7 protein-coding genes are annotated in these 12,806 nt (G+C 59.4%); 3 read left to right on the top strand and 4 right to left on the bottom strand.

The genetic code is table 11. The features are described 5' to 3' along the window. Positions 1-10: 10 nt before the first annotated feature. The 4 genes from E4O98_RS06630 to yaaA form a co-directional block, all read right to left on the bottom strand. Positions 11-1,177, bottom strand: coding sequence for an alginate biosynthesis protein Alg44 (locus E4O98_RS06630; protein WP_248134465.1), 1,167 nt, complete (start codon positions 1,175-1,177; stop codon positions 11-13). A 37-nt stretch (positions 1,178-1,214) separates the two neighbouring features. Then, on the bottom strand, positions 1,215-2,696 hold the full coding sequence (gene alg8, locus E4O98_RS06625) for a mannuronan synthase (protein WP_164699511.1): 1,482 nt from the start codon (positions 2,694-2,696) through the stop codon (positions 1,215-1,217). 81 nt (positions 2,697-2,777) lie between these two features. After that, positions 2,778-4,094, bottom strand: a complete 1,317-nt coding sequence (locus tag E4O98_RS06620) for a nucleotide sugar dehydrogenase (protein WP_014717010.1) — start codon at positions 4,092-4,094, stop codon at positions 2,778-2,780. An 812-nt stretch (positions 4,095-4,906) separates the two neighbouring features. Next, a complete protein-coding gene (yaaA, locus tag E4O98_RS06615) occupies positions 4,907-5,686 on the bottom strand; it encodes a peroxide stress protein YaaA (protein ID WP_032877684.1) in 780 nt (259 codons plus the stop codon). 120 nt (positions 5,687-5,806) lie between these two features. Between yaaA and E4O98_RS06610 the strand changes: the two genes are divergently transcribed. From E4O98_RS06610 to E4O98_RS06600, 3 genes are all read left to right on the top strand, one after another. Continuing rightward, entirely contained in the window at positions 5,807-6,931 is a 1,125-nt protein-coding gene (locus E4O98_RS06610; protein WP_248134463.1) for a polysaccharide deacetylase family protein, read from the top strand. A gap of 340 nt (positions 6,932-7,271) precedes the next feature. Beyond that, positions 7,272-8,666, top strand: coding sequence for a PhoH family protein (locus E4O98_RS06605; protein ID WP_032877681.1), 1,395 nt, complete (start codon positions 7,272-7,274; stop codon positions 8,664-8,666). A gap of 310 nt (positions 8,667-8,976) precedes the next feature. Next, positions 8,977-12,705 carry an autotransporter serine protease gene (locus E4O98_RS06600; protein WP_248134461.1) on the top strand — a complete coding sequence of 1,243 codons (3,729 nt, stop codon included), beginning with the start codon at positions 8,977-8,979 and terminating at the stop codon, positions 12,703-12,705. Positions 12,706-12,806: the final 101 nt, after the last annotated feature.

Genomic DNA, 12,806 nt, shown 5'->3' with positions numbered 1-12,806 from the left:
ATGTCCTCGCTTACAGACCGTGAGCCATGGCTTTGTCGATCAGCCAGTTCAGCGATGGGCCACGGTCACTGGTGACTTCCACCGGGCGACCGGCATAGGTGCTGTCCAGCGGTGTGTCGGGCTTGATCTGCACACGGATGTCAGAGGACAGGTCGGCGCTGTTCAGGCTGGTGCTGCTGACGATGGTGCCGGTGCGAACCTGTTCTTCGTCGGCGACCTGGAAGCTCACCGGCGTACCTGGACGCACATCGCCAAACTGGCGGTAGGTGAAGCGGGCTTCGACGTTAGCCTGGCTGCCACGCGGCACCAGTTGGAAGATCACATCGCCCTTGCTGGCGTACTGGCCGTCGGCGACCAGTTGCTGGGCGACCACGCAATCGCATGGCGAGGTGAGGGTGCCGGTCATTTGCTTGCCGAACAGCTCTTCAACCTTGGCCGGTTGCAGTTGGTCTTCGTCCAGGTGGCCCTTGAGCACGTCGAGCATACTGGTGCTGAACGTCGCCAGTGGCGCGCCCTTGGCCGCTACCGAGTCACCTTTGAGCAGGCTCTGCACGGTGCCGTCACGCGGCATGGTCACGTTCATGCCCGGTACGCTCACAAGGCCGGCCTGGGCGTGGCTGACGAAGTACATGCCGTACAGCGATTTGAAGACAAAACCGAAGGCGGCCAGGCCAACCAGGAAAATCGCCAGGCTGAACGTCACCGCACGCAGGCGACCGAACGCGGTCATGCCACTGCCGCCGTCCTTGACCTTGCGCGCCTTGGTGAAGTTGTCGCGTTGCAGCGTCGCCAGCACGTCGCCCATGGTCACAATGTCGCCGGACAAGTGCGAGGTGATCAGGTGGCGCAGGGTGGAAATATCCTGGGCATCGAGGTTCTGGAACTGGCAGCCGGTGCGGCCGGTCTGGCGGTCGTAGGAGCGGATTTGCAGCTCCACGTCCATGGCCAGGCCGAGGTTGTCGATCACGAACTGCAGGCGGCCCTTGTGCACTTGGCCGACGGTGAGCGGCTGGGTGGCGGTAAAGGCCAGGCCACCGGCGGACAGGTCGATCACGCGTGCTTCAGTTGGCGTGCGGTCGCTGTTGAAGAAGCGCAGCTTGGCCGGGATTTTGACCCGGGCGTGCTGGCGCTGGGCTTCGGATTCGTGGACAACGTTGGCGTTTACTTGGCTGTTCATAGTATTCGATTTCCTAGTTAATTCAGGCTTGGCAGGGTCAGACCATCATCAGCAACACGGCAACGAAGATGCTGCCGGCGGAGAAGGTCATGGTCCGAGACGACCAGGTGTTGAACCAACGTTGAAAGCTGGCCAAATCGCGGGTCAGTTTGGTGTCCTGGCGGGTCCAGGACTGTTGATCAAGGCGGAAGAACACGTAGATCTTCACCAACGCGCCCATGATCTGGTTGTAATAGAGAATCAGCGGGTAGGCCGGGCCGATCTTGTGGCCCGAGCACGACAGCAACAGGGTCAGGATCAGGCGGGTGATACCGATCCACAGCAGGTACGCGAGGATGAACGCGCCGCCATACTTGAACGTGGCGATCATCGCCACGGTCAGGCCGAGCAGGGAGGTCCACATCGACACGCGCTGGTCGAACAGCACCACGCTGGTGAACAGGCCGAGGCGACGCACGCCCAGCCCGAGGGCACGGGAGTTCTGGCGCAGGTTGTTGCCGTACCATCGGAACATCAGTTTGCGGCTGGCTTTGATAAAGCTCTTTTCCGGCGGGTGTTCCACGGTGTTGATCGCGGCGTCCGGTACGTAGAAGGTGTCGTAGCCCAGGCGCATCAGGCTGAACCAGCTGGACTTGTCATCGCCGGTGAGGAACTTGAAGCGCCCCAGGCGCCAGTGTTGCAGCGAGTCGCTTTCCACGTCGGCGATAAAGCCCGGGTCAGTCACTACGCTGGCGCGGAACACCGACATGCGCCCGGTCATGGTCAGCACGCGCTTGGACAGAGCCATGGAGCACATGTTGATGTGGCGCTGGGCGAAGCGCAGCTTGTGCCACTCGCTCATGATGTAGCCGCCGCGCACTTCGCAGAATTCGTTGGTGGTCAGGCCACCGACATTGCCGAACAGCTGGAACCAGGGGACGGTCTTGCGGACCACGCCTTCGGCGAGCACGGTGTCGCCATCGATCACAGCTACCACGGCACGGTCATCCGGCAGGTGGCGCGAGATGGCGCGAAAACCGAAGGCCAAACCGTCACGCTTGCCGGTACCGGCGATGCGCACGAAGTCGAGCTTGACGTGAGCCGGCGGGTTCATCTTTTCCCAGAGGCTTTTCACCAGCAGCTCATCGGACATTTCCACCAGCGAGCAGACCACGGTGGTCGGGAAGCCGCATTCGATGGCTTCGCGAATCACCGAGCTGTACACCTGGGCGGTGGTCAGCGCATCGATACGAAAACTGGTGACCATCAGGAACACGTGGGACGGGTCGGCGGCCTTGCCCAGCTTGCGCACTTTGCGGCGCAGGTGCGGGTACACCACGTAGAGAAACAGCATGCCGCGAAAGAAATGCGTCGCACCCATCGAGTAGCGCCAGATACCCACGGCGCCAATCAGGAAAATAAAATTCTTCGATTGCGAATCGAAGGTACTCGCCGGCAACAGCAGGGCGAGCCCCATCAACAGGCTGAGGAATAACAGCCAGCCGGCCGATTGCAGAAATACATGTTTTAACTTGGACATAAGCGTCATCCGGAAGGGGAGGAGGCTTCAGGCTGCAAGTGCTGGGGTAAGCCACTGGCAGCCTGAAACTTGCCGTTGCTGTTACCAGCAAATACCTTCAGTACGGCCACTCACGCTGGTGGCCTTGGACATGAAGCCCACCAGGTCGACCACTTGCTTGCCTTCCGGAGCGTTATGCGCCAGGGCACGGAACTTCTCGTCACGGTTACCGAGGATGATCACGTCGGAGTTGTTGATCACATCATCGAAATCCGAGTTGAGCAGGGACGACACGTGCGGGATCTTGCCTTCGATGTAGTCCTTGTTCGCGCCGTGCACACGGGCGTACTCGACGTTGCTGTCGTAGATGCTCAGGTCGTAGCCCTTGCCGATCAGCATTTCCGCCAGTTCTACCAATGGGCTTTCACGCAGGTCATCGGTACCGGCCTTGAAGCTCAGGCCCAGCAGGGCGACTTTGCGCTTGTCGTGGCTGGAAACGATGTCGAAGGCGTTCTGTACCTGGGACTCGTTGCTGCGCATCAGCGAGTTGAGCAGTGGTGCTTCCACGTCCAGGGAACCGGCGCGGTAGGTCAGGGCACGCACGTCTTTTGGCAGGCACGAACCGCCGAAAGCGAAGCCTGGGCGCATATAGTACTGGGACAGGTTGAGGGTCTTGTCCTGGCAGACCACTTCCATCACTTCACGACCATCGACGCCGACGGCCTTGGCGATGTTGCCGATCTCGTTGGCGAAGGTGACCTTGGTGGCGTGCCACACGTTGCAGGTGTACTTGATCATTTCGGCGACGGCGATGTCCTTGCGGATGATCGGCGCGTCGAGTTCTTCGTACAGCGATTGCAGGACATCGCCGGAAGCTTTATCGAACTCGCCGATGACGGTCATCGGGGGCAGGTCGTAGTCGGCAATGGCGGTGGACTCACGCAGGAATTCCGGGTTGACCGCAACGCCGAAGTCGACGCCGGCTTTCTTGCCGGAGCAGTCTTCGAGGATTGGAATCACTACGTTGGCGACAGTGCCCGGGAGGACGGTGCTGCGCACCACGATGGTGTGGCGGGTGGTCTTGTCACGCAGGACAAAACCGATCTCGCGGCATACCGACTCGATGTAGTTCAGTTCCAGGTCGCCGTTCTTCTTGCTGGGCGTGCCGACGCAAATCATCGACAGGTCGGTATCGCGAATCGCCTCGGCGAAGTTGGTAGTGCCACGCAGTCGGCCGGTCTGGATACCCTGGCTCAACAGCTCGCCCAGACCCGGCTCGACAATCGGCGATTTACCCGCATTGATCAGGTCGATCTTTTCCTTGGAGATGTCTACGCCGACCACTTCGTGGCCACGGGCAGACAGGCAACCGGCACACACGGCGCCAACGTAACCCAAACCAAATATGCTGATGCGCATCGCAATTACCTCTTTGTTTAATTCATGCCATTAAATGGCCGGAGTTCATGTTTGCAAGCGTCACTGATGCCGCGAAAGTTAGGCGAATAGACGCCGACTTACCGCGTGCAGGCATGTTGAATAACGAGTGACTAACTATTGCACTCAAGTTGTGCGCAACGAGGCCTTATTATTGGGGCTTGCCCTGAAATGCAGCCGTGCTTCCTTGGAGGAAGGCTCCGGCGCCGGTGCGGCAAGGTTTTGATGAAGGCAAAATGCCTTTTTTATCAATGCCTTGTGTGTGTGCACGGGCTCATTTAGGTCAGCGCTGCCTTGGCCTGCGGGGGATAGCAATGCGTACTTATCGCCACCCTTAACTCGATCAGTTGATGTTATGACCATAGAACCAAAGTGTTTTATGACAACTTGGCTACTTCCGTTGGTCGTTATGTAAGTCATCTCTTACGTAAGCAGAGAATTTCGTTACCGGTGGTATGAGCGGTGCATCAGGACGAAGTTCCTGGCCGCTCATCCTGTTTCCGGAAATTTCTTGAAATATTAGAAAAGATGGCACTGGCACTATAGTGATAGCACTTGCTATTTAGGCCAGTAGTTATGGGGAGTTGGTACGCGTAGATAGTTTTGTGCCACTACTGATTAAAAAAAGTGGTGCCACTACGAAAAAAACCGACGAGTGTCGAGTGAATAAATCGTTAGGGTTATGTCTGGATGGTTTTCTGGCGCCAAATAAATGACGATTTATGGTTTGGAATACAAACAAAATGTGGGAGGGGGGCTTGCTCCCACATTTGATCCGCAGTGTCTGTGCAGCCTTACTCCGGTGCGTGATCGCGCAAAAACACCAGGTTATCCGGCTTGGACTGCTCCGCATTGAAGCGATAGCCCTGCACATCGAACTGCTTGAGCTTGGCCGGATCGTTGATGCGTTCTTCAATCACAAAGCGGCTCATCATGCCCCGGGCCTTTTTCGCGTAGAAGCTGATGATCTTGTACTGGCCGTTCTTCAGGTCCTTGAACTCGGTGTTGATGATCCGCGCGTTCAGGGCCGTGCGCTTGACCGCCGAGAAGTACTCATTGGACGCCAGGTTGAGCAGCACATCGTCGCCTTGTGCGGCCAGGGCCTCATTCAACCATTCGCTGATGCGGGTGCCCCAGAACGCGTAAAGGTCCTTGCCCCGGGCGTTGGCCAGCTTGGTGCCCATCTCCAGGCGATACGGCATCATCAGGTCCAGCGGGCGCAGCAGGCCGTACAGGCCTGAGAGCATACGCAGGTGGTCCTGGGCATAGCTGAAATCGGCATCGCTGAAGGTCTCGGCGTTCAGGCCGGTATACACGTCGCCCTTGAAAGCCAGCAGCGCCTGCTTGGCGTTGGCCGAGGTGAAGGCGGGCGTCCAGCTGCCGAAGCGGGCGGCGTTGAGGCCACCGATCTTGTCGGAGACGTGCATCAACTCGCTGATTTGCGCCGGACTCAGTTCGCGCAGCTGTTCTATAAGCTCCTGGGAATGGTCCAGGTATTGCGGTTGGGTAAAGCGCGCAGTGACCGGCTTGGACTCGAAATCGAGGGTTTTGGCGGGGGAAATCACCATCAGCATGAAGTTGGCTCCTGGAATCGTGGGCGAGATTCTAGGGGTTGGGGCGTTTGGACTCCACCTATGATGGCGATAGATGCGATCCGCTATGATGGGCGGTAACTCTGGAAAGGAAGACCCCGTGTGCGATTAGCGCTTTTATTGTCGGCTTGCCTGCTGTGCGTCACCGCCCAAGCGGCGCCGGTGGATGTCGCCAGCCTAGACCGTAGCACCTGGCCGGAAAAACTCAGCAGCCCGGCGCTGTTCGATGTGGCTTCGCGGGCAGAAATCCTGATGTTTGCCCACGGCCTGCTTGCCAGCGAAGCCTTGGACGAAAGCGCGCTCAAGCAGCGTCTGGGGCTGAAGATCATCAACCTGGCGGCCATCGACGACCTGCGTCGCCAGCTCTGGCAACGGCTGTTGGAGAACTACACATTCGCCCAGCAGAGTTGCGAAGAAGATGCTTCGTTCTGCTACCTGGTGGAAAACATGGACGACCTGCGCGAGCAGGCCGGCAAGTTCGAGGTCAGTGACAACTCGTTCTATATAGGCTGGGCCGCACCCAGTCGGCACTTTCATGAGCGCTACCTGGATGAGTTGCTGCGCAAGGCTGCGCTGTTCCCGCAGATCAGCAGCGAAGTGGCGCGTTTCGGCGACCATGAGCGCAATGGCGACGAGCTCAACGATCGCATGTTCCTGCTGACCTTCGACGGCGGCCCGGCGTTGGTGGGCGGTAATACCGACTGGCTCACCGACTACCTGCGCAAGCAGAAGATGAACGCCACGTTCTTCGCCCTCGGCAGCAGTTTGCAAAGCCGTGTGGAGCGCAGTTCTGTCGCGGATGTGCAGGCGCTGTACCAAGGGCAGTGCGTAGGTATCCAGGGTTGGCAATACCGTTCCCATAGCCATTGGGTCGACTGGCAAAGCTCCATCACCCGCAGTGCCGCGCTGGTACAGAACCTGATGCCGGAAAACTATGTGCCGCTGTTCCGACCGCCTTATGGGCAGCGTCGTGCGGACAGCCAGGGGTTCTTCCAGCAGCAGGGTTTGCAGGTGGCGTTGTGGGACATCGACTCCCAGGACGATCCGGGCAAACTCAAGGCCGAGGAATCGGCGCAGCGGGTGCTGACGCTGATGCTGCTGTGGCGCAAAGGCGTAATTGCGTTTCACGACACCCAGGACAAGGCGCGGGTGGCAATACCGATAGTGTTGCAGGCAACGGCGCAGAGTGGTTTGGGTTGGCAGGAGTGTCGCGAGGCATTTCGCTGAAAATCCCCGGCCCCGTTGGGGATGAGTCATTTCTGGGGTGATTTGCTGCGACATTTCGATGCAGGCGGACTTCCGACTTTAACGGGGTGGCTGGCACTCGGCTAGTGCTATTCGTCATCCTGAAAAATAAACTTCAAAAAAGCGTCAAAGTGCTTTTTCCTGTCATGGGTTTTGCGGTATTACGAAGTCAGACCGCCGAACCCTGCAACACAGGTGGCGTCTTCCAAGACTCCTCATGTGGGCACTGCACTTGACGTCACTCAGGTGTGGTCGGTGGTCGAATCGAGGCGCAGCACCGCCCAGGTATTGCGTCGACTGGCTCCCACAAAGGTGACCGAGTATGGATGATCATGGACGTACCCCTTCTTCCGACCAGCCAATCCTTTACGTGCTTGATACCAACGTATTGATCCACGATCCAAACGCACTGCTTAACTTCGAAGAACACCACGTCGCCATCCCGATGATCGTGCTTGAGGAGCTCGACAAACTCAAAAGCGGCCACCACAGCGTCGCCGCCGAATGCCGCCAGGCCATCCGTCTGATCGACAAGACCCTGGGCGAAGCCTCGCCCGAGGACGTTGAGGTCGGTGTGCCGATCCAGCGTGGCAAAAGCGGGCCCAAGGGCTTGCTGTCGATCCTGATGAGCAAGCGCAGCGAGCCCAACAGCCTGCTGCCGGAAAACCTGAACGACAACAAAATCATCAACCAATTGATCGACCTGCACGCTCGCGACAAGGACCTGCGCGTAGTGCTGGTGACCAAAGACATCAATATGCGCCTCAAGGCACGAGCGTGTGGGATCGCTGCCGAGGACTACAGCACTGACCAGCTAGTCGACGACGTGTCGATGCTGTCGCGGGGTTATCACATGATGACCGGTTCGTTCTGGGACCGTGTCAGCAAGGTCGAGACCCGTCAGGACCATGGCCGCACCTGGCACCAGGTACAGCTGATCGACAACCTGCCGGCCGTGCATATCAATGAATTCATCGTCGACGAACAGGGCTTCGTGGGCTGGATCAAAGAGATCCAGGTCGACAAGCTGCTGATTCTCGACCTGCATCAGGAACCCCTGTTGCACCAGGAAGCCTGGGGCCTGAAACCGCGTGATATCTACCAGAGCCTGGCGCTGTACGCGCTGCTGGACCCGGACATCCACCTGGTCAACCTGACCGGCGCCGCAGGCTCGGGCAAAACCATCCTCGCCCTGGCCGCTGCCATCGAACAGACCATGGTGACCAAGCGCTACCGCCGCATCATCGCCACGCGCAGTGTGCAGGGCCTGGACCAGGAAATCGGCTTTTTGCCCGGCACCGAAGCGGAAAAAATGGAGCCGTGGCTGGGGGCGATCACCGACAACCTCGAAGCCTTGCACATGGATGACGAAAACACCCATGGCAGCGTCGATTACATCCTCAGCAAAGTGCCGTTGCAGTTCAAATCCCTCAACTACATCCGAGGTCGCAGCTTCCAGCAGAGCCTGATCCTGATCGATGAATGCCAGAACCTTACCCCGCACCAGATGAAAACCATCATCACGCGTGCCGGCGCCGGTTCCAAAGTGGTGTGCCTGGGCAACCTGGCACAGATCGACACCCCTTACCTGTCCGCGACCAGCTCCGGGCTGACCTACCTGACGGAACGTTTCAAAGACTTCCCCAACGGCGTGCATATCGCGCTGCAAGGGGTGCCTCGTTCGATCTTGGCCGAGTACGCCGAGTCCCACCTGTAACTACCCGTAATCCAATAAGTGGCTAAATGCCATGAATCACCCCGGATTTTTCACGAAATCCGGGGTTTTTGTTGTGTGCGACATTTGCCTGCGATAACGCGCCCTGGGTGCTTGTGGTTTTTGTAATTATTTTGTTACATTTTTTCTCGCGGTAGAAATAATAAAAACACTCCACAACCCGTCGGAGCGCCACCTCCTTGATTCGACGAACCTTTTGAAGACCTATCTAGGGTTTTCACCGTGACCCTGCCTATTACAAAAGCCCGAAATATCGCTCATTGACGACGCACATATCCAAAGGGAAAGGAAAATGGACGTAGCAGGTAATGGCTTCACTTTGTCGCAACGCAAGCACGCCACTCGTTTAAAGCAGATACCCCTGACACCTATCGCGCTCGGTCTGGCCCTCTGGCTGGGCCAGGGCTCATTGGCCTGGGCGGACGACAATCCCTACACCTCCCAGGTACTGGAGTCGGCATTTCGCAAAGCCGTCGCCTCGTTCGGCCCCGACACTGAGGTGTACAAGAACCTGCGGTTTGCCTACGCGGATATCGTCGACCTGGCGGCCAAGGACTTCGCCGCCCAGTCCGGCAAGTTCGATTCGGCCCTCAAGCAAAACTACGAGCTGCAACCGGAAAACCTCACCATCGGCGCCATGCTCGGCGATACCCGGCGACCGCTGGACTACACCTCGCGCCTGGATTACTACCGCAGCCGGCTGTTCAGCAACAATGGTCGCTACACCACCAATATTCTCGATTTCTCCAAGGCCATCATCGCCAACCTGCCGGCCGCCAAGCCCTATACCTACGTAGAGCCGGGTGTGAGCAGCAATCTCACTGGGCAACTGAACGCCGGGCAATCCTGGGCTGGCGCAACCCGTGACTGGAGCGCCAACGCGCAAACCTGGAAAACCCCGGAAGCCCAGGTCAACTCCGGCCTGGACCGCACCAACGCGTATTACGCCTATGCCCTGGGCATCACCGGCAAGGGTGTGAATGTCGGCGTGCTCGACTCGGGCATCCTTACCCGGCACTTCGAGTTTCAGGGCAAGAATGCCCTGGGCCAGGACCGGGTACAGGCGGTGACATCCACTGGCGAGTACTACGCCACCCATCCGCGTTACCGTCTTGAAGTGCCCAGCGGCGAGTTCAAGCAGGGTGAACATTTCAGTATTCCCGGTGAGTATGACCCGGCGTTCAATGATGGCCACGGTACGGAAATGTCGGGTGTGCTCGGCGCCAGCCGCAACGGCACCGGTATGCACGGAATCGCCTTCGATGCGAATATCTTTGTCGCCAACACCGGCGGCAGCGACAACGATCGGTACCAAGGCTCCAACGACCTCGACTACAACGCGTTCATGGCCAGCTACAACGCCCTGGCGGCGAAGAACGTGTCGATCGTCAACCAGAGCTGGGGGCAAAGCTCGCGCGATGACGTGGAGAACCACTTTGGCAATGTCGGCGACAGCGCCGCGCAAAACCTGCGTGACATGACCGCCGCCTATCGCCCGTTCTGGGACAAGGCCCACGCCGGGCACAAAACCTGGATGGACGCCATGGCCGACGCGGCCCGCCAGAACACCTTTATCCAGATCATCTCGGCGGGCAACGACAGCCACGGTGCCAACCCGGACACCAACGCCAACCTGCCATTTTTCAAGCCGGATATCGAAGGCAAGTTCCTCGCGATCACCGGCTATGACGAGACCAGCGCCCAGGTCTACAACCGCTGCGGCACCTCGAAGTGGTGGTGTGTAATGGGCGTATCGGGCATCCCGTCTGCCGGGCCTGAGGGCGAAATCATCCCGAATGCCAATGGTACCTCCGCGGCGGCGCCGAGCGTTTCCGGAGCCTTGGCCTTGGTGATCCAGCGCTTTCCCTACATGACCGCCAGTCAGGCGCGGGATGTGTTGCTCACCACCTCCAGCCTGCAGGCGCCGGACGGTGCGGACACGCCCGTGGGCGAGCTGACGGGAGGGCGCACCTACGACAACCTGCAACCGGTGCATGATGCCGCGCCGGGAACGCCGCAAGTGCCGGGTGTGGTCAGCGGATGGGGTTTGCCCAATCTGCAAAAAGCGATGCAAGGGCCGGGGCAGTTCCTTGGCGCCGTGGCGGTGGCCTTGCCTACCGGTACCCGCGATATCTGGGCCAACCCGATTTCCGATGAGGCCATTCGTGCCCGCCGTGTGGAAGATGCTGCCGAGCAGGCCACCTGGGCGGCGACCAAGCAGCAGAAGGGCTGGCTCAATGGCCTGCCCACCAATGCCTCGGCCGATGATCAGTTCGAATACGAGATCGGCCATGCCCGGGAACAGGCGACGCTCACTCGTGGCCAGGACTTGCTCACCGGCGCCACTTACGTCGGTAGCCTGGTCAAGTCCGGTGACGGCGAGTTGGCGCTGGAAGGCCAGAACACCTATTCAGGCAGCACCTGGGTGCGCGGTGGCAAATTGTCGGTGGACGGTGCGTTGACCTCTGCCGTGACGGTGGATGGCAGTGCCGTGGGCACGCGTAATGCGGACAATGGCGTGGTGACCACCTTGGGCGGCACCCTGGCCGGCACCGGCACGGTGGGCGCCTTGACCGTCAACAATGGCGGGCGCGTGGCGCCGGGGCATTCGATTGGCACGCTGCGTACCGGCGACGTGACCTTCAACCCTGGCTCGGTGTATGCCGTCGAAGTCGGTACCAGTGGCCGCAGCGACCAAATCCAGAGCAGCGGGGTTGCAACCCTTAATGGCGGTGTGGTGACCGTGTCTTTAGAGAACAGCCCCAACCTGCTGTCCGCCACTGAGGCGCGTAGCTTGCTGGGCCAGCAGTTCAACATCCTCAGCGCCAGCCAGGGTATCAATGGCCAGTTTGCGGCGTTCGCGCCCAACTACCTGTTTATCGGCACGCAACTCGCTTACCAACCGAACCAACTGACCCTGGCGATAGCGCGCAACCAGACCACCTTCTCCAGCGTCGCGCAAACCCGCAACGAACGGGCTGTGGCGACGGCGGCCGAGAAGCTGGGCGCCGGCAGCCCGGTTTACGAAAGCCTGTTGGCTTCCGATTCCGCCGCACAGGCTCGGGATGCATTCAAGCAGTTGTCGGGGCAGCTGCATTCTGATGTTGCGGCAGCGCAAATGGCCGACAGTCGATACCTTCGCGAAGCGGTCAATGCTCGTCTGCAACAGGCCCAGGCACTGGATTCCAGCGCGCAGATCGATAGCCGTGACAACGGCGGCTGGGTGCAGCTGCTCGGTGGGCGCAATAACGTCAGCGGTGACAACAACGCCAGTGGCTACTCTTCGTCCACCAGTGGGGTGTTGCTGGGGCTGGATACCGAGGTCAGCGACGGCTGGCGCGTGGGGGCGGCGACCGGTTATACCCAGAGCCACCTCAATGGCCAGTCTGCTTCGGCGGACAGCGACAACTATCACCTGTCGGTGTATGGCGGTAAGCGCTTCGAGGCGATCGCCTTACGCCTGGGCGGCGCTACCACCTGGCACCGTCTGGATACTTCGCGGCGGGTTGCTTACGCCAACCAGTCGGACTATGCCAAGGCATATTACAATGCGCGCACCGACCAAGTGTTTGCCGAGATCGGCTACACCCAATGGAACCCATTCGAACCCTTCGCCAACCTCACGTACCTGAACTACCAGAGCGACTCGTTCAAGGAAAAAGGCGGCGCCGCTGCTTTGCACGCCAGCAAGCAAAGCCAGGACGCGACGCTATCTACGGTGGGCCTGCGTGCGCATACGCAGTTGCCGCTCAGCTCCACCTCGGCAGTGACGTTGCGCGGTGAGCTGGGTTGGGAGCATCAGTTCGGTGATACCGATCGCGAAGCCTCGCTGAAGTTTGCCGGCAGCGACACTGCTTTTGCCGTTAATAGCGTGCCCGTCGCCCGGGACGGCGCGGTGATCAAGGCCAGTGCGGAAATGGCCTTGACCAAAGACACCCTGGTGTCGCTGAACTACAGCGGCTTGCTGTCCAATCGCGGTAACAACAACGGGATCAACGCCGGGTTTACCTTCCGTTTCTAACCCGGCAGCGGTGTCCTGTGGCGAGGGAGCTTGCTCCCGCGCCACAGTCATCTATGGAATAAACAGCCCTGCGCAAATTTGACCCACAGGTTTACAATCGC

This window comes from Pseudomonas sp. W2Jun17 (genome assembly GCF_023127795.1).
GTDB lineage: Bacteria > Pseudomonadota > Gammaproteobacteria > Pseudomonadales > Pseudomonadaceae > Aquipseudomonas > Aquipseudomonas synxantha_A.
Note: the sequence above shows the minus strand (reverse complement) of the source record. Positions and strands in the feature narration are given on the sequence as shown.

Coding starts and splice junctions, on each gene's coding strand:
- E4O98_RS06630 (WP_248134465.1), bottom strand. CDS start 1,177: ATGAACAGCCAAGTAAACGCCAACGTTGTCCACGAATCCGAAGCCCAG.
- alg8 (WP_164699511.1), bottom strand. CDS start 2,696: ATGTCCAAGTTAAAACATGTATTTCTGCAATCGGCCGGCTGGCTGTTA.
- E4O98_RS06620 (WP_014717010.1), bottom strand. CDS start 4,094: ATGCGCATCAGCATATTTGGTTTGGGTTACGTTGGCGCCGTGTGTGCC.
- yaaA (WP_032877684.1), bottom strand. CDS start 5,686: ATGCTGATGGTGATTTCCCCCGCCAAAACCCTCGATTTCGAGTCCAAG.
- E4O98_RS06605 (WP_032877681.1), top strand. CDS start 7,272: ATGGATGATCATGGACGTACCCCTTCTTCCGACCAGCCAATCCTTTAC.
- E4O98_RS06600 (WP_248134461.1), top strand. CDS start 8,977: ATGGACGTAGCAGGTAATGGCTTCACTTTGTCGCAACGCAAGCACGCC.